This window comes from Bradyrhizobium paxllaeri (assembly GCF_001693515.2).
GTDB classification, from domain to species: domain Bacteria; phylum Pseudomonadota; class Alphaproteobacteria; order Rhizobiales; family Xanthobacteraceae; genus Bradyrhizobium; species Bradyrhizobium paxllaeri.
Genome location: NZ_CP042968.1, coordinates 3,104,875 through 3,121,265, shown reverse-complemented (window position 1 = coordinate 3,121,265; position 16,391 = coordinate 3,104,875). Strand labels below are relative to the sequence as shown.

The following is a 16,391-nucleotide window of genomic DNA, read 5'->3' as shown; positions in this document are numbered from 1 at the left end:
GCCCGGCGCCGCGATTGCCTCGCGGTGTGGCTGCGTCGTCACATCGCTATGCCCGACACCGTGCATTTCAGTTCACCACCTGCGGCTCCGGGAATTCCCACTTGCCGCTCAAGATCTCCGCGCGCGGCCGATAGAGCCGCACGGTGTAGTTCCAGCCCGTCATGACCGGCAGGCAATTTGGTATCTTGCCGTCGCAGCCGCCGAACTGAACGGCAACCGAACCATCGGCGGACTTCTGCGCGGTGATGTTGTTGAGCGAATAGGCGTCGAAGTCGTTCTTCTGGAAATAGCCTTCGGCGTTGTAGAGGCTGATCGACCAGAACGCGTCCACCGGCACATCCCTGACAACGAGCTTGTGAATCGTCGTGCCGTCATTCTTGCCGGGAGTGACGTTCAGATAGGTGGCATCCCTGTCGGGATTGCCGCCCCACCCCGTGGCGGTGCCGATCAGATGCCTGACGGGATCGACCTGATCCTTTGCGCCGAACGCGCGCTTGAAATCGGGAGTCGTCGAGCCGAGAGCAATCAAGGCATCACGCACCTTCTTCTGGCTGACGGGATCCCAATTGGGCAGTTCGAGCTTGCCGCTGCCTTGCTGGTCGATCTTGATGGCATCCTGCAAGGCATGAACCTGCGTGATGTCGTCGGGATCGTTGGGGTCGACCAGCGTGCGGATTCCAACGAGCATGTAGCGCGTACCGACATTTCCCTTGTCGAACCTGTATTTGCCTGCCCCGTAACGCACGCCGCCCACCACATAGTGGTCCTCGTTGAACGCCTGCAGCGACATGAAGCGCTTGCCCGCGTCAGGCAGCGTCAAGGTCACCGGACCGGCCTCAAGATCGAACACGCCCGATGAATAGAGCGTGTCGCGGTTTGGCCGCACCACAGGCTGCTTCTCGACCGGCACGACATCGCGGCGATGCAGGAGCTTTCCCGTGCCGCCGGCGTCCTTGGCCGACGCCGCGAAATACATGTCGCTCTCGGCCCTGGCGAAATTGTCTGGCGTGACGGGAACAGCGTTTCCGCCCTGGGCGCGCGCAGCGCTAGCGGTCGCAGCCAGGAAGATGCAGACGATGATTGTCTTCATTGCCTTGCTCCACTTCCAACTGTTGCACCGACCTTCTCGATGTCAGGCAGACTCCACGTCTTCTCGAAAAACTCCTTCTTCGGCGCGTAGAAGCGCGCCATCAACTCGAACTTCCGCGCCGGGTCGGTGGGCACCCAGTTCGTGTCCTTACCCGCGGGCGCTGCGGGTCCGAAGTAGATATCGACGGAACCGTCGGCATTCTTCTGCAAGTCGGCAGCATTCGAGGCGCGGCTCGCGCGCGGCATGTTCTTGATCAGCGCGTGAGTCTCGCGGTCGTAGGCGGTCACCGACCAGTACTGGGCGACCGGAACGTCCGCCGGTACCCGCAGACGATAGGTCTTGCTGCCGTCAAAAGCTTGCCCCTCCTTGTCGCGGATCGAGATCAGATAGAATTGGCCGGCACCCAGCCGCTTGATCGCAATGTAGGCATAGGTGTACGCCACTCCCCGCGCGTCGATCGCGTATTTGTCGGGGTTGGCGTAGGTCGAGCTCTGGCCCTCGACGGCTTCGGATAATGCCGGCATGGTCCAGTGCGTCTCTGGATAGAAAACCGGGAAGCCCGCGTCATACCGCTGCTCCAGCAGCACCTTTGCCTCGCCAATAGCGGCGGTGAGCGTAGCCTGCGTCTTCGCATCCGGATTGAATGGCTTCCCCTTCCCGATACCGATGGTACGGAGTTGGTCGATCATCGCACGGTCGCGCTCAATCCACGGCTCGCTCTGCACCACGCGGTCGAGCGATTGATAGAAGCTCGCATCGTAACGGATGGTCGAGTCGAAGTTGACGTCCTTGACGTCGGTGAAGACAGTCTCGGGCGGATTGGCCGCAGCGGATAACGGATAAAATTTGACGCGCTTGGCATAAGCGACCGATGCCGCCACATCCGCATCACTGCGACTTCTGAGATTGGAACGGACAAGCGCATAGCCGCCGTAGGTATCCGAGCGCAAAATGCTGTAGCCGTCGGGGACCGCATCCTTGTGGCCCGGCGGGAGAATGACGAACTTGCCGCCCGCCCCGTGATCGACGCCAAGCAGGCCCACGTCCTCCAGCGAGGTCTGCCAGACCGTGACTATGTTACCGTTGAGCGACCCCTGATCGTCGCCAGGCGGTACTTCGATCACCATCGGACCGGCGACCTTCGTATCGTAGAACGCCATGAAATAGAGCGTGTCGGGATTGGGGGTGAGCGTCTGGTTCTTCCAGTCGAGCGGACGGCCCCAATAGATGAACTGATTCACCTTGCCCGGCGTCTTGGTCAGCATTTCCTGGCGCATCAGATCGGTGTTGACCGCCGACATGCCCCAGATCGCCGCCTCCAACGCGCGGCCCGCAATCAGCCGCCGGTTGATTTCCTCGGCGGAAGGATTTTGCGCTTGGGCAGGCAATGTGATCATCAGGATCGCAAATGATGCGAAGAGCGACTTCTTGTTCATGATGCTCACTCCCTCCCTCAAAACGGATTGACGTAGTCGAGGATCGCCACCTGCCGCAGCAGCACGCGGCGGATGATGTGACTGACCTTGACGTGTTCGGTGTAGATCGCGGCCGTGCCGGTGGCGCCGGCTGGCAGCTTCTTTGCAAAATCCTCGTCGTCGAGCTTGACGCGCACGACGAAGGGCACCGTCTGGATCTCCTTTGGTGCCACGGCCGTGCCGGAAATCTGCGCCTGCCCGGTTGCTACCGCCTGCAAAATGCTTTCGACCTTGCCGCCGAACACACGGCCGGGCACGAATTTGAAGGCGATCTCGGCCTCCTGCCCCGGTGCGATGTAGCGCGCATCGATCTGGTTGATCTCGACGACGACGCGGGTATCGGAGGTATCGATGAACGCCATCGCCGGCGACAGCGGCAGGTTCGCCACCCGCGCGCCCTTGCGCAGCGCGAGGTTGGTGACGTAGCCGTCGGCCGGCGCGCGCACCACGGTCTTGTCGAGATTCCACTGCGCGGCCTGCAGCTGGCCCGTGAGTTGATCCACTTCGGACTGCCGCTGCTCGACGTCGAAGCCGCGCCCGGCGTCGCGCTCGTAGAGCTGGGTCATCTGCGCAAGGCGCGTCGTCGAGAGCTTGAGCTGCGCCGTGATCGACTTCACCTGCGCGTCGTAGGGTGTGGCGTCGATCCTGAACAGAACGTCGCCCGCCTTCAGCGGCGTGTTCGCCACCACCGCCACCTCGGTCACCTCGCCCGCCACATCAGGCACGATCGACACCGCGTTGCGGAAGACCAGCGCCGGCCCCTGCGGCGCGCCCCAGCCCATCGGGATGAACAAAGCGAGGTTGAGGAACAGCAGCAGGATGAGCGGCGAGGATTTCCAGAATGTGTTGAAGCGGATGAGGCCGAACCACACCGCGCCAAACAGCAGTGCCAGATAGACCGACATGATGGCGATCATCATGGCTGCGCCCTCCGCGGCTCGCGTGGCGCGGGTACATCGACATAGGCCCAGATCAGAACGACCGGCCACAGCGCAAAACCCAGAACCAGAGTGACCCAGCCGGCCACCCTGACCGCATCCGCCCAGGGATGATTGCGAGATCGCGCGATGTGTCCCGGCAGCCAGCCAAACAGGCAGAACACGAAGACGAGCGTGGCTATCAGGATGATCAGTACGATCCAGGCGAAGATGTCGTAACCGGTCATGGTGATCTTCCGATGGTCGCCGGCGTCGGCGGAAACACTTCCTTCCAGTCCTTCTTCATATCGACGACGGTCCAGCCGCCGGCTGCCGCGGCGTCCAGCGCCTTGTCGAGCTTGCCGATCCTGGATTGCCGGTCGTAGGCGTACTCGCGCACCTCATCGGTGTGATGCACGATGCCGGCAAAGCGCGCGCCTGTTCCCGCCGTGGTCCATTGCAGCATCTGCAGGTCACCGTCGGAGTTGCCGAAGGCGAAGATCGGGCGGCGGCCGATGAAGCGGTTGATGCCTACCGGCTTGCCCGGACCGTCGTCGATGAATTCGACCTTCGCCTCTTTCATCAGCACGGGCTTGCCGTCCGCGCCCATCTGGAACTTGACCACGCCGGAAGAGCCGACGACCTGCTCAGGGGGAATGCCATAGGCCTTCTCCACCCACGGCCGCATGAATTCGATGCCGCCGCCCGAGACGATGAAGGTCTTGAAGCCATTGGCGCGCAGATAGGCGAGCAGCTCCAGCATCGGTTGATAGACGAGGCTGTTGTAGGGCCGGTTGAAGCGCGGATGCCTTGCGGTCTCAAGCCAGTCCAGCACGGATTTCGAGAACGAATCCGTGGTCATGCCGCTGTGGCTCACGGCGATGATCTGCAGCAGGCCCTTTTCGCCGCCGGCGGCGACCGCCTTCATGTCCTTTTCCAAAACTCCCTTGAACGGCTGTTGCGTCTTCCATTCCGGATGCCTTGTCGCCATCGCCTTGACCTGGTCGAGGGCAAAGGCGACCTGGAAGTAATACGGCTGCTCGCACCACAGCGTGCCGTCATTGTCGAAAGTGGCGATGCGCTCGGCAGGCGGCACGAAATCCGCGCCGCCTTGGGTCGTCACCTGCGAGACGAAATCGGTGATCGACTTCTTGACCGGGCCGTCATTCCACGACGGCAGCGGATCTTGCTGCGCGCGGGCACTGTCGCATGCCACGGCGCCGAGCGATATCGCGAGCAGCGCGAAGAAGTATCGGCGTGAGACTATCGGCACGCTACCGTGCTCCCGCCATTCCGTTCTTGATGGCGCCGACAATGGCGGTAACCAGAGCCCCGGCGACACCGCCACCGACGGCCTGTCCGGCCAGCGCCGCGACATCGACACCGCCGCCAGCGGCCCCCTGCAGCATCGGCAGCAGCGCGGTCAGCAGCGTGCCGCCGCCTGCGCCGCCGAGGGCACCGGCTATGGTATTGCCAAGCGTGCCGAGATCGAGATTCTTCATGGTGGCGCCCGCGGCATTCCCGCCGATCGCGCCGGCAATGAGCTGGATGATGAGGTTGATCAGGGTCTCTGACATGACGCTCTCCTTCCTTGGCCATGTTGACGTCAGTTAGATTGGGGACGCCGGCGTTGCCGTCGGTGTCCCCTCCGCGCCTTACTTCGGCGCAGTCTTGTCGAGCGACTTCATCAGTGAATCGACCATCTGGTCGATGCTGAAGCTCGCGGAGCGCTGGCTCGGCGGATATTCCTTGAAGGTCTGCAGGAATGGCGTCACTCGCCATACGCCGTACTGAATGAGATAGGCGTTCTTGGCGATCCAGTCGTAGTACTGGTCCGACACGACGTCGGCGCGCTCGAACGGATCCATCCGGAGATTGAACACCTTCGGAGCACGCAGGCAGGTGAATGGGTTGGCCCACACCTCAAAACCGCCGGGCCTGCGCTGCTCGCAGAACACGATCTTGAAGTTGTTGTAGCGATACGCCACCATTTCACCATCGTCGTTGAAATAGTAGAACGAGTCGCGCGCAGACTTTGGTTGTTGGCCGGTCAGGTACGGCAACTGGTTGTATCCATCGAGATGTACCTTGAAGGTGTTGCCGCCGATATTGGTACCCTTTGCGAGCTTATCCTTGATGTCGGCATCGCCCGCTGCAGCCAGAATCGTCGGGAACCAGTCGAGACCGGAAATCATTTCATTTGATATTTCGCCGGCCTTGATGCGGCCGGGCCAGCGGATCATCGCCGGGACGCGGAATGCGCCTTCCCAGTTGGTATCCTTCTCGCTGCGGAACGGCGTCGTCGCCGCATCCGGCCACGACCACTGGTTCGGTCCGTTGTCGGTGCTGTAGACGACGATCGTGTTGTTGGCGATGCCGAGATCGTCCAATGTCTTGAGAAGCTTGCCGACATGGCCATCATGCTCGACCATTCCATCGGCATATTCGTTGCCGGGCATTCCGCTCTGGCCGCGCATGGACTCGCGGACATGGGTGAACGCATGCATGCGGGTCGTGTTCATCCAGGTGAAGAACGGCCGGTTGGCCCTGGCTTGCCGTTGAATGAAATCGATCGCCGCCTCGGTCGTCTCGTCGTCCACGGTCTCCATCCGCTTGCGGTTGAGCGGGCCGGTGTCCTCGATCTTGCCGTCGGCTGACGCCTTCAGCACGCCGCGCGGCGAGTTCGACTTGACGAATGTCGTATCGTTCTTTGGATAATACGGGCGCTCCGGCTCCTCCTCGGCGTTCAGATGGTAGAGATTGCCGAAGAACTCGTCGAAGCCATGCCTGGTCGGCAGGTACTCGTCGCGATCGCCGAGGTGGTTTTTGCCGAACTGGCCGGTTGCATAGCCGAGCGGCTTGAGCGCCTGTGCGATCGTGATGTCGCGGTCCTGGAGACCGACCGCGGCGCCGGGAATGCCGACCTTGCAGAGGCCGGTGCGCAGGCAGACCTGGCCCGTGATGAAGGTCGAGCGGCCCGCCGTGCAGCTGTTCTCCGCATAGTAATCGGTGAACATCATGCCTTCCTTGGCGATACGGTCGATATTGGGCGTCTTGTAGCCGACAACGCCGTGCGTATAGGCGCTGATGTTAGACTGGCCGACATCGTCGCCGAAGATCACGAGGATGTTCGGCTTCGCCGCGCCTGGCTGCTGTGCCAGTGCCGGCGATTGCGCCAGTGGAGAAAGACATGTGGCGAGCAGTGCCGCGGCGAGTACTCTTCGGATAGCCATTTCGACTCCTCATACTTGAACAGAATCGGTTCATCTGACTGAGAAAGGCGTCATGCCAACGGTTCGTTGATGGCCCTTGGTTCTACCCGTTGCGCTCCTTTCATCTCGCCGGCAGCCGCCGGATCCGGCCTGGCAACGCGACGCCGCCCGCCGGATTGATTTCGGATGGTAACTGTCGCCTCGCACTGACAGCGACGGCCTGCCGGCGAAGATTGCGCCGCGCCAACTTGACCCGCCGCAGCAGCCGGCGCGGCGACCAATCGCCCGCCCCAGCTGGCGGTGCAAAGAGCTGACGCTCCATCGAGCGGAGTTCGGAATCGAGTTCAGCATCCTTTGCCGCTGCTTTCAGAGAATGGATCGTATGATCAGGCGCGGCCGGCTCGAACCGCTGCAGCCAGTCGAGCAGCGCGAAATACGTCGCCCGTGCGTCGCCGCCACGCGCAGCATGGCGCAACTGGTCGAAGGAAAACTCCTCGGATTGCAGATACGCCGCGCGCCGCCGCCGCCAATTCGCCGCAACGATGCGCGAGGCCCGGGGCGCGAACCAGGCGATGGCCGCGAGCACGATGAAGGCGAGCAAGGCAACCAGCCAGTGTTCGGCAACGAGATCGACGATCCCATTCACGCTCCAGCGCGTGCCCTGCCCGGTCGCACCGCCCGCCATCGGTTCGGCCGGATTAGCGGCGACCGCGAGCGGCACCTCGTCGAGATGGATGCGCTCGATCTTGCCGCTGTCCGTATTCCACCAGGCGATATCGATGGCGGGAAGGATGTAGTTGCCGGGCCGCTGCAGCATGTATGTTGCGGAATCGATCCGGGTTGACGTCATCGCGTCGGTCCGGCCATCCACATGATCCTGCAGCGACGGCTGCGCCGGATAGAGCGCCATCCCGTCGATCGCCACAAGGGTCTGTGGCGGCAGCAGCATGGCTGGCAGCCCCTCGGCCTTGATCGTCACCGTCCGCGTCACGGCATCGCCCGACTTGAGCTGTTCCGACGAGCGTTGCACCGTCTGCTCCGCGCTCAGTCTGCTCGCGGCGACGAATGGATGAAGCGCGGACGCCGCATCGGGAATGAAGGCTTCGAAGGCGACGGGGGGGACGGCAAGCACGGTCTCGCGCGTGGCCGGCGGCTCGGCAGCGTAGCGCACCGTGAGCTTCTGGTCCGAGATGGCGTAGGCCCCGGGCTCCTGCGGATAGATCGCGAACTCGAAGCGCACGCCGGCATAGCTGATGCCGTTACGTTCATCATTGGTGTTGACGTTCTGCAATTGCCGCGTCACGGCATTGCGAACCTGGAAGCCCGGCAGTTCCGGCGGCGAGGTCATGTAATTCGGCGCCATCACCTCGACCCGCAGCAGCGCCTTCTGGCCGACTACCACGCGTGCCGGATCGATGCTGACGTTAAGGATCGGCTCGGGTGCGGTTGCCTGCTGCGCAAAAACCCGTGGCGCCGCTGATGGCAGCAACAACAGGGCAATGGCGATGCGCAAATATCTCATCGCGGCGCTCCCGTTGCGTCCTGGATCGCAAACTTCAGCTTCAGGAAGTCCGCGGGCGAGGTCTGTACCTGGCGCATCCACGCTTCCGCGGCGCCAGCCGTGGTGAGGTCATCCGCCTTGACCTGGATTTTCTTGCCGCCTTTTTGGTCGGGATCGACCTTCATCTCGTCGGCCTTCAGGTCCGGCGGCGGCGCATCCTGATCCTCCTGCTTGCGGCGCTTGTCCTCCTTCGCCTTCAGCGCTGCGACAACGATGGCGCGGTTGGTCTTTGCCGCGGCATGATCGGGCTGCGCCTTCAGCACCTCGTCATAGGCCGCGATGGCCTTTTCATAGGCGTGGTTCTGTGCCTGCGCATTGCCGAACGCAAAACGTCCCTCGACGCTGTCGACATGCGAGAATTCCTGCGCGGCGGTGAGGAAGTCGAGCGCGCGATACGCCGCCATGCCGCGCCACATCGGATCGGCAAAGCGCTTCGCCGCGGTCGCATAGTCGCCGCGATCGAAGGCTCGTCGTCCCTGCTGGTCCGGCGTCAGCCACCAATCTGCAAGACGCGGCGCATCCTGTGCCTGCGCAGGCCACGCCTGCAGCATGAACAGCGCAAGCACCCAGGCCACCGTCGTCCCGCGCCGGAACCAGAGCAGGCCGAGCAGCGCGATCGGCAGCAACAGCCAGACGCCTTCGTCGCGCCATTGCGTGCCGAAGGCATCGCCCTGCGCCGACTGGAAGCGGGTCTCGATGCGGCGCTCCAATGCACGGATGTCGGCGTTATCTACGGTCACCCGCACCGCATCAAGCGGCGAGGTGCCGCCGTCCTGCGGCGGGCTCACGCCGAGCATCGCAAGACTGTTGCGTCCGGCAGCCTGCCGTAACGCGGCGCCTTCCGCGTTGCCGAGATCGTCGGCTACCACAAGGATCGTGCCGGCTACCGGCTCGCCCGCAAGCGATTGCGTAGCAAGCGCAAGCGCGCCGACCGCGTTCTTGCCGTCAGAGGGCATCAGTCCAGGCGCGAGCGCCGCCAGGAACGGCTCGATCACGCCGCGATCTTCCGTCAGCGGCATCACCAGATGCGCCGACCCGGCATAGGCGATCAGGCCGGCGCGGGCCCCGGCCCGCGCGGCAAGCAGGTCCCTGATTTTCTGCTTGGCGCGCTCGAGACGCGACGGCGCCACGTCGGTCCGGCCCATCGAGGATGATACGGCCAGCGCAATCATCAGCGGCGCCTCGTCCTCGACGAAAGGCGGCAGCTCGCGCCGCCAGGTGGGGCCCGACAGCGCGACGATGCCGAGCGCCATGGCGATCGCGACGAGATAGATCGGGCTGACGCCCCATGTATGGCGCGGCGTAACGATCAAATTCTTCAAAAGGTGCGGCGCGATGACGCCGCCCCAGCGCGCCGTAACGCTCTCGCGCCAGCGCACCAGCAGCACGACCGCAACGACCGGCACCAGCGCGATCAGCCACAGCGGTCGCAGCAGATGGAACGGGATGGTCGCCGCGTCAGGCATGGGTGGGAGACCTCCGTCCATGTTCACTGGCCGCAAGCAGGCCGAGCCACAGCAGCAGGCCAAGGACGACCGCTGCGCCAAGCGGCCACTGGAACAGCGGCAGTTTCGGGCGCCACGACAGCGTCTGCAGCTTCACCGGCGCCAGCGCATCGATCTCGGCATAGATCGCCTGCAACTGCGCGCCGTCCTCGGCGCGGAAGAACTTTCCTTTGGTGGTGTCGGCGACGCCCTGCAGCATCGCGAGATCGACGCGGTTCTCACCCGATGCCCCGGGGTCGCCGACTGCGATGGTGTAGATCACGAGACCGTTCTGCTGCGCGATGTCTGCGGCGTGCTCGGGCGGCACCCGGCTTGCCGTATCGTTGCCATCGGAGAGCAGGATCAGCACCTTCTGCTGCGCGGTGCTCTTCTCCAGCGTCTTGATTGCAAGTCCGATGGTGTCGCCGATCGCGGTCTGCTGCCCCGCCATGCCGACCTGGGTTTGCTCCAGCAATTGCGCGGCGGTTTGCAGATCCTGCGTAAAGGGTACCTGCACATACGCCTTGGTGCCGAACAGGATCAACGCGATGCGATCGCCGCGGCGGCGCGCAATGAAATCCTTGATGACGCGCTTGACGCCGTCGAGCCGGGTCAGCATTTGGCCATCCGCCGTGCGGAAATCGCGCTGGTCCATCGAGCCGGAAATATCGACGGCAAGGATGAGGTCACGTGCAGATACTTCGCGGGTCACGGCGTCGCCGACCCATTGCGGCCGGGCCAGCGCGGCGACAACGAGTATCCAGATCAGCGCCGCCACGATCATCTGTGTCGCACGCCGCTGCAGGACGACCGCCCCGCGCTGCGGAGTCTGCCCCGTCGCCGCAGCCATGCGCTCGAAGAACGGAATCTGCACCGAGGCCTGCCGCGCGCGGTACGGCGGCATCAGCCACCACACCAGCAAGGGCAGCGGCAGCAGCACGAACATCCATGGCCAAGCGAACTCAAGCATGATGCCCCCTGATCCATTGGCGAACGAGGGTGGCGAGTGCGCGAAGCTGATCCTTGTCCGGCGGCGTGCGCTGGTAGGGCGCGCTCGCCAGCAGCCGCCCCGCCCCTTCGGAAAATCCCTGCCCGCCATAGCTACGATCGAGAAAACCAAGCCACGCCGGCCCTGCCAGCGGCGCGACCGCCTCGCGCGAGAATGCCACCATCGCCGTGCGCCGCACGAGCATCGACAGCTCAGCGAGCCGCTCGCCGCCGGCTTCGCCGGCATCGAGCCGGCGCCCAATTCCCGCCAGCTCGGACAACGCCTCGCGGCGATACCGGTTGACGCGCCATGAATGAATGAGGTGCCAGAGCGCGGCGATCGCTGCCGCCAGCAGCAGCACGATCGCAATCCGTGACGTCCAGGTCTGCGGCCACAGGCTGACCTGTGGCGGCAGTGGAATGTCGATCAGGCCAGCCACCGGATCGGCTTGTGCGGGTTGCATCTCAGCCACGAGCGGCCCCCATTTCGCTATGACCGCGACCACGGCCGCGGCAAGGCTCCGAGCAGACGGCGCAACTGCTGCGACGTGTCCTCCGCGGCACTCAGCGGCAGCACGGGCACGCCGAACTCCTGCGTCCATGCCAGCACGCCTTTCAACCGCTCCTGCGTCGCCTCCGACAGGCGCTTGCGGACGCTCTCGCGGCCAACCTCGAGCTGGATCTGCAACTCGCCGTCGGTAACGGTCATGCTGGCCGAGGCCGGCAAATCGCTCTGCTGGGGATCGTGCACCAGCAACGCCACCACGTCGTTATGACGGTTCATGGCCCCGACCATCGATCGCGTCTCATCGTCGGCGCCGTCGAAATCGCTGATGATGATCACGGCTGCGTCATGCAGCGCGCGGCGCTGCGCCTGCTTCAAGGCCTCGTTGAGCATGGAAGGCACACTCGCGATGCCGCGGCCGACCCCGAGCGCGCGGTTCTTCGAGACGATCACGGTGAGGATCTGCAGCACCGTCGAACGGCTGCGCCGCGGGCGGAATTCGGCAAGGCTGCGGTCGTCGAACACAATGGCGCCGACACGGTCGCCGACGCCGAGGATGCGCCAGGCGGCGATCGCGGCCGCCTGAGCCGCGGTGACGGATTTCATGGCGAGCCTGCTGCCAAAGAACATCGACAGCCGCTGGTCGACGACCAGCAGCGACTGGCGGTCGCGCTCCTCGTTGAAGACGCGTACATGCGGCTTTTGCAGGCGCGCCGTCACCTTCCAGTCGATCGAGCGCACGTCGTCGCCCGGCCGGTAATCCCTGATCTCCTCGAAGTTCAGCCCGCGTCCGCGCATGCGCGAGGCAAAGCGGCCCGACAAGAGGCTGTGCACGGGTTGCCGCGGCAGGAACGACACTCTGCGACCGCGATGCTCGAGCGCAAGCAGGTCGTCGAGATCGATATAGACGCCTGGCATTTTTTCCGTGGCGTCGGTCATGGCACCCTCATGCGGCCGCAACCTGTTCGGCGATCTTGTCGATCACCTGGTCGGCGCTGACGCCCTGCGACAGCGCCTCGTAACTGAGGATCAGGCGGTGACGCAGGCAGTCGTGCATCACGCCCCGTACATGATCGGGAGTGACGAACGTCTCGCCATCGAGCCAGGCCCGCACCCGGGCGCAACGGTCGAGCGCAAGGCTACCGCGCGGACTCGCGCCAACCTGGATCCATTTTCCGAGCGGATCGCCATAGCGGCCGGGAAACCGGGTCGCATAGATCACGTCGACCATGTATTTCTGGGCGAGGTCGGAAACGAAGATGCCGTCAATCTCGCCACGCGCATCGAAGATCGCCTGCTGCGGCACTGGCGCGAGCTCCACGGTACGTTCCTTCGGCGCCTGTGCATTCTCCGCGCGATTGAGCTTGATGATCTCACCTTCCGTCGCCTCGTCGGGATAGGTGATGACGACATGCATCAGGAAGCGATCAAGCTGCGCTTCGGGCAGCGGATAGGTTCCTTCCTGCTCGATCGGGTTCTCCGTCGCCAGCACCATGAACAGGCCGGGCATCTTGTAGGTCTTGCCGGCGACGGTGACTTGCCGCTCTTCCATGGCTTCGAGCAGCGCCGACTGCACCTTGGCCGGCGCACGGTTGATCTCGTCGGCGAGCACGAGGTTCGCGAAGATCGGCCCCTTCTGGAACTGGAACTGGCCGCCCTTGTCGGTCTGCAGGTAGATTTCCGCGCCGGTGACATCTGAGGGCAACAGGTCTGGCGTGAACTGCACGCGCGAAAGATCCGCCGCCAGGTTCTTCGCCAGCGTCTTCACTGCCCGCGTCTTGGCAAGGCCGGGCAAGCTTTCGATCAGCATGTTGCCGTTGGCGAGCAGCCCGATCAGCATGCTCTCGACCAGATGATCCTGGCCCAGCACCGATTTGCCGATCCGCTGCTTCAGTTCCAGCACGGCGTCACGGGCCGGCGACGGCGTCGCAGTCGCCGGCCTGTCGGAAGCAAGCTTGGCAGCACTATCGGTCATGTGGAGACTTTCAACTTCGCACCACGCACTTGCGCTTGTGCCGATCGACCAGACCTCCCGACTATCGCGGCTTCATTCGTTCTATTTCGCCGAGACGCTTCATCGCTGCTTGCTGCTTTAGCAGTCCATAATTGATGCCGGCCGCATTCAGTGAGCTGCCTTCCTGATAAGGGAAGTGGTCGAAGTCGGAGAAGAACTCCTTCACTTTCCCTTGCACCGGCACGATGAGCCACATGTTCTGCGCGAGGAATTTTATCGCGCCGCCCCCTTCTTCCTGTCCGCGCTCGTAGGGGTCCATCCGCAAATTGGCAATCAGCGCCCAGGCCGTCACCTCCCGGGTTGCGGTCGCAATGTTCCCCTTTGATGAGGATGCAAAGCTCAGCTTCCAGTCGTTCCAGCGGATAGCGTTGAGATTGCCGCCTTGGTCAAAATAGTAGATCGCATCGCGCGGCGGCTCTTTGGTCTCGCCCTTGAAGAACGGCATGAAGTTGTAGCCATCGAGATGAACCCTGAAGCTCTTGCCGCCTGCGCCGGCAAATCCGGCTTTCATCTTTTCCTTGATGTCCGGAATTCCCGCGGCGGCACAGAGCGTCGGGAACCAGTCGATCAGCGAGATGATCTCGTTATATTGCGTGCCCGGCTTCACGACGCCCGGCCAGCGCACCATCATCGGAATGCGGAAGCCGCCTTCCCACGTCGTGCCCTTCTCGCCGTGGAATGGTGTCATCGCGCCATCGGGCCACAGCGCGAGCTCAGCGCCATTGTCGGTGGTGTAGACAACAATCGTGTTGTCAGCGATTCCGAGGTTATCGAGCTGCTGCAGAAGCTCCCCGACCATTCCATCGTGCTCGACCATGCCGTCGGCGTGTATTCCCTTGCCGGATTTACCCAATGACGATGGCTTCAAGTGGGTGAAGACGTGCATCCGGGTGGAATTGAACCAGCAGAAGAACGGGCGGTTGGCGCGGGCCTGTCGGCCGATGAAATCCTTGGCCGCGCCGAGGAATTCCTCATCCACCGTCGGCATACGCGCAATGTTCAGGGGCCCTGTATCCTCGATCTTGCCATCGGCGGATGACTTGATCACGCCGCGCGGTCCGAACTGCTTACGGAATGCCGGATCCTTCGGGTAGAAATAGCCTTCCGGCTCCTCTTCCGCGTTGAGATGGTAGAGGTTGCCGAAGAATTCGTCGAAGCCGTGTTTGGTCGGCAGATGCTCGTCGCGATCGCCGAGGTGGTTCTTGCCGAACTGTCCGGTAGCGTAGCCCTGGGTCTTCAAGGCATCAGCAATGGTCGGCATCCAGTCCTGAATGCCGTGGGGATCTCCCGGCATGCCAATGGTGAGAAGGCCGGTTCGGAAAGGCTCCTGGCCGAGGATGAACGATGCCCGACCGGCCGTGCAGCTTTGCTGGCCGTAGGCGTCGGTGAAGATTGCGCCTTCGCGAGCGATGCGGTCGATGTTCGGTGTCCGATATCCCATCATGCCCATCGTGTAGGCGCTGATCTGCGGGATGCCGATGTCGTCCCCGAAGATGACAAGGATGTTCGGCTTTCTGCCGGAGGCTGCGGCGGGCTGTGCTGTCGTGGGAGCGGCTGCCGGCGCGGCCTTCTGCGCTTGCGCCAATACTTCCGAGGTAAGGGTTGCGGCGGCAACGAGGGTGGAGGTACCGAGCAGAAGATTGCGGCGATCAATGGCCTGGCCGTTATCGGCCTTATTCACTTCATTACTCATTTTACGCTCCTGGGGGTGGGTTGGCACTTCTCCTTTACGGCTTCGCGGGTGGAACGGTTGAGCGCACCACGCAACGGAAGCCGACATGGCTCGTCGAAGTATCGACCGGTTCGGCGTGGCGTGCGGCTGGGCGGTACCGGCGGCAGTAGTTCGGCGCGCAGAGATGCGAGCCACCTTTCAATACTTTGCGCGGGATACGGATGTTGGGTTGACATGGATCAAGGCTTGCAACCTCCGGCCCGCCACGCGGGTTGTGCGGAACACAACACGCCTTCGGCGCGTCGGCCTCATGCTTGGTGGACCACCAGTCGGTGGTCCATTCCCAGACATTGCCGATCATGTCGTAGAGGTCGTAGCCGTTCGGCGGGAACGCGGTCACCGGCGAGGTGCGCTTAAAGCCGTCCTGGTTGAGATTTTCGATCGGAAAATTGCCCTGCCAAATGTTGGCCATGTGCTTGTCGCCGGGCGCGAGCGCTTCACCCCAGGCAAATTCAGCGCCGTCGAGCCCGCCGCGTGCGGCGAACTCCCACTCGGCTTCCGTCGGCAGATCCTTGCCGGCCCATTGCGCATAGGCCATCGCGTCGGCAAAGGAGACGTGCACGACCGGATGATTGTCTGAAACGTTGATGTTGCTCTTCGGCCCATAAGGATGCCGCCAATCGGCACCCTTCATGAAGGTCCACCACTGGCTCCAGTCGCGCAGATCGGTGACGCGACGCGGCGGTGAGAACACCAGCGAGCCTGCATAGATCATGTGCGGCAGCGCACCGGGATAGTCTTTGGGATCGGGCGGAATCTCCGCCGTGGTGACGTAGCCGGTCGCCTTGACGAATCGCTTGAACTCGCGGTTCGTCACCGGTGTGCGATCGATCCAAAAGCCATCGACGGAGACGCGACGAACCGGCGCTTCTTCCGGATAGTGATCGTTCGATCCCATCCGGAACGTGCTGCCCTTTATCCAGACCATGTCGCCGGTCTGGCGTGCATCCGCCTGCGTTGAGACCTCCGCCGGCTCCATGAATACTGCCTCGTCCCGCCGATCGTCCTTACTGGCAGTAATCCCAGAAGCCCTGGGTGCGGGATGGGTCGGTGTAGTACCAGCACATGCCTGGTGCTGGAGCAGCGCCCGCCCAGGCTGCTGCCGTCGCCGCCGTGACGACGCCGATCGCAGCGCCCGCCGCAATGGCTCCGCCGCGCGGCCAGCGGTACGTAGCGGGCCGCACCCAGCGGACACCGCCGCCGGCATATCCGGGCCGCACCACAGCCCCGCGAACGGCCGGCGTCCGCACCACGGTCCTGCCGGCGACCACACCACCGCGCGGTCCGACCGCCACGCCGCCACGGCGCACGGCGGCGCGAACCTCGATCAGGTCGTCGTTCGCTGCCGTGGCGTGCATTGCAAGCGCAACGCTTGGCGTCGGATTTAGCGCGGATGAAGATGTGGATGTTGTTG

General features: G+C 63.5%; 16 protein-coding genes. All 16 read right to left on the bottom strand.

Annotation, left to right across the window (positions count from 1 at the left end):
- Window positions 1-67 precede the first annotated feature (67 nt).
- Window positions 68-1,090: a DUF1254 domain-containing protein gene (locus LMTR21_RS14735; protein WP_065750206.1), complete on the bottom strand. Its 1,023-nt coding sequence runs from the start codon at window positions 1,088-1,090 to the stop codon at window positions 68-70.
- Complete coding sequence (locus LMTR21_RS14730) at window positions 1,087-2,526, bottom strand: DUF1254 domain-containing protein (RefSeq protein WP_065750387.1); 1,440 nt, start codon at window positions 2,524-2,526, stop codon at window positions 1,087-1,089. The genes LMTR21_RS14735 and LMTR21_RS14730 overlap by 4 nt, the downstream gene beginning before the upstream one ends.
- 17 nt (window positions 2,527-2,543) lie before the next feature.
- A complete protein-coding gene (locus tag LMTR21_RS14725) occupies window positions 2,544-3,485 on the bottom strand; it encodes an HlyD family secretion protein (protein ID WP_065750205.1) in 942 nt (313 codons plus the stop codon).
- Window positions 3,482-3,730, bottom strand: a complete 249-nt coding sequence (locus LMTR21_RS14720; protein ID WP_065750204.1) for a DUF3302 domain-containing protein — start codon at window positions 3,728-3,730, stop codon at window positions 3,482-3,484. The genes LMTR21_RS14725 and LMTR21_RS14720 overlap by 4 nt, the downstream gene beginning before the upstream one ends.
- Entirely contained in the window at window positions 3,727-4,722 is a 996-nt protein-coding gene (locus LMTR21_RS14715; RefSeq protein WP_065750386.1) for an HAD family hydrolase, read from the bottom strand. Before LMTR21_RS14715 ends, LMTR21_RS14720 begins: the two co-directional genes overlap by 4 nt.
- A 34-nt stretch (window positions 4,723-4,756) precedes the next feature.
- On the bottom strand, window positions 4,757-5,059 hold the full coding sequence (locus LMTR21_RS14710; RefSeq protein WP_065750203.1) for a hypothetical protein: 303 nt from the start codon (window positions 5,057-5,059) through the stop codon (window positions 4,757-4,759).
- A gap of 78 nt (window positions 5,060-5,137) precedes the next feature.
- A complete protein-coding gene (locus LMTR21_RS14705; RefSeq protein ID WP_065750202.1) occupies window positions 5,138-6,715 on the bottom strand; it encodes an arylsulfatase in 1,578 nt (525 codons plus the stop codon).
- Window positions 6,716-6,815: 100 nt separating this feature from the next.
- Window positions 6,816-8,216 (bottom strand): BatD family protein, encoded by a 1,401-nt coding sequence (locus LMTR21_RS14700; protein ID WP_065750201.1) that lies wholly within the window; start codon window positions 8,214-8,216, stop codon window positions 6,816-6,818.
- Entirely contained in the window at window positions 8,213-9,721 is a 1,509-nt protein-coding gene (locus LMTR21_RS14695) for a VWA domain-containing protein (protein ID WP_065750200.1), read from the bottom strand. The genes LMTR21_RS14700 and LMTR21_RS14695 overlap by 4 nt, the downstream gene beginning before the upstream one ends.
- The gene (locus LMTR21_RS14690) at window positions 9,714-10,709 is read right to left on the bottom strand and encodes a VWA domain-containing protein (protein ID WP_065750199.1); all 996 of its coding nucleotides are present in this window, start codon (window positions 10,707-10,709) and stop codon (window positions 9,714-9,716) included. Before LMTR21_RS14690 ends, LMTR21_RS14695 begins: the two co-directional genes overlap by 8 nt.
- The gene (locus LMTR21_RS14685; protein ID WP_065750198.1) at window positions 10,702-11,190 is read right to left on the bottom strand and encodes a DUF4381 domain-containing protein; all 489 of its coding nucleotides are present in this window, start codon (window positions 11,188-11,190) and stop codon (window positions 10,702-10,704) included. The genes LMTR21_RS14690 and LMTR21_RS14685 overlap by 8 nt, the downstream gene beginning before the upstream one ends.
- Before the next feature lie 26 nt (window positions 11,191-11,216).
- Window positions 11,217-12,170, bottom strand: a complete 954-nt coding sequence (locus LMTR21_RS14680) for a DUF58 domain-containing protein (RefSeq protein ID WP_065750197.1) — start codon at window positions 12,168-12,170, stop codon at window positions 11,217-11,219.
- A gap of 7 nt (window positions 12,171-12,177) precedes the next feature.
- Window positions 12,178-13,206 carry an AAA family ATPase gene (locus LMTR21_RS14675; RefSeq protein ID WP_065750196.1) on the bottom strand — a complete coding sequence of 343 codons (1,029 nt, stop codon included), beginning with the start codon at window positions 13,204-13,206 and terminating at the stop codon, window positions 12,178-12,180.
- A 61-nt stretch (window positions 13,207-13,267) separates the two neighbouring features.
- On the bottom strand, window positions 13,268-14,938 hold the full coding sequence (locus LMTR21_RS14670; protein ID WP_065750195.1) for an arylsulfatase: 1,671 nt from the start codon (window positions 14,936-14,938) through the stop codon (window positions 13,268-13,270).
- Window positions 14,939-14,972: 34 nt separating this feature from the next.
- Complete coding sequence (locus LMTR21_RS14665) at window positions 14,973-15,956, bottom strand: formylglycine-generating enzyme family protein (RefSeq protein WP_065750194.1); 984 nt, start codon at window positions 15,954-15,956, stop codon at window positions 14,973-14,975.
- A 28-nt stretch (window positions 15,957-15,984) separates the two neighbouring features.
- The gene (locus LMTR21_RS40835) at window positions 15,985-16,335 is read right to left on the bottom strand and encodes a hypothetical protein (protein WP_065750193.1); all 351 of its coding nucleotides are present in this window, start codon (window positions 16,333-16,335) and stop codon (window positions 15,985-15,987) included.
- Window positions 16,336-16,391: the final 56 nt, after the last annotated feature.

Coding starts and splice junctions, on each gene's coding strand:
- LMTR21_RS14730 (WP_065750387.1), bottom strand. CDS start 2,526: ATGAACAAGAAGTCGCTCTTCGCATCATTTGCGATCCTGATGATCACA.
- LMTR21_RS14705 (WP_065750202.1), bottom strand. CDS start 6,715: ATGGCTATCCGAAGAGTACTCGCCGCGGCACTGCTCGCCACATGTCTT.
- LMTR21_RS14735 (WP_065750206.1), bottom strand. CDS start 1,090: ATGAAGACAATCATCGTCTGCATCTTCCTGGCTGCGACCGCTAGCGCT.
- LMTR21_RS14690 (WP_065750199.1), bottom strand. CDS start 10,709: ATGCTTGAGTTCGCTTGGCCATGGATGTTCGTGCTGCTGCCGCTGCCC.
- LMTR21_RS14665 (WP_065750194.1), bottom strand. CDS start 15,956: ATGGAGCCGGCGGAGGTCTCAACGCAGGCGGATGCACGCCAGACCGGC.
- LMTR21_RS14700 (WP_065750201.1), bottom strand. CDS start 8,216: ATGAGATATTTGCGCATCGCCATTGCCCTGTTGTTGCTGCCATCAGCG.
- LMTR21_RS14680 (WP_065750197.1), bottom strand. CDS start 12,170: ATGACCGACGCCACGGAAAAAATGCCAGGCGTCTATATCGATCTCGAC.
- LMTR21_RS14710 (WP_065750203.1), bottom strand. CDS start 5,059: ATGTCAGAGACCCTGATCAACCTCATCATCCAGCTCATTGCCGGCGCG.
- LMTR21_RS14685 (WP_065750198.1), bottom strand. CDS start 11,190: ATGCAACCCGCACAAGCCGATCCGGTGGCTGGCCTGATCGACATTCCA.
- LMTR21_RS14675 (WP_065750196.1), bottom strand. CDS start 13,206: ATGACCGATAGTGCTGCCAAGCTTGCTTCCGACAGGCCGGCGACTGCG.
- LMTR21_RS40835 (WP_065750193.1), bottom strand. CDS start 16,335: ATGCACGCCACGGCAGCGAACGACGACCTGATCGAGGTTCGCGCCGCC.
- LMTR21_RS14695 (WP_065750200.1), bottom strand. CDS start 9,721: ATGCCTGACGCGGCGACCATCCCGTTCCATCTGCTGCGACCGCTGTGG.
- LMTR21_RS14720 (WP_065750204.1), bottom strand. CDS start 3,730: ATGACCGGTTACGACATCTTCGCCTGGATCGTACTGATCATCCTGATA.
- LMTR21_RS14725 (WP_065750205.1), bottom strand. CDS start 3,485: ATGATGATCGCCATCATGTCGGTCTATCTGGCACTGCTGTTTGGCGCG.
- LMTR21_RS14670 (WP_065750195.1), bottom strand. CDS start 14,938: ATGAGTAATGAAGTGAATAAGGCCGATAACGGCCAGGCCATTGATCGC.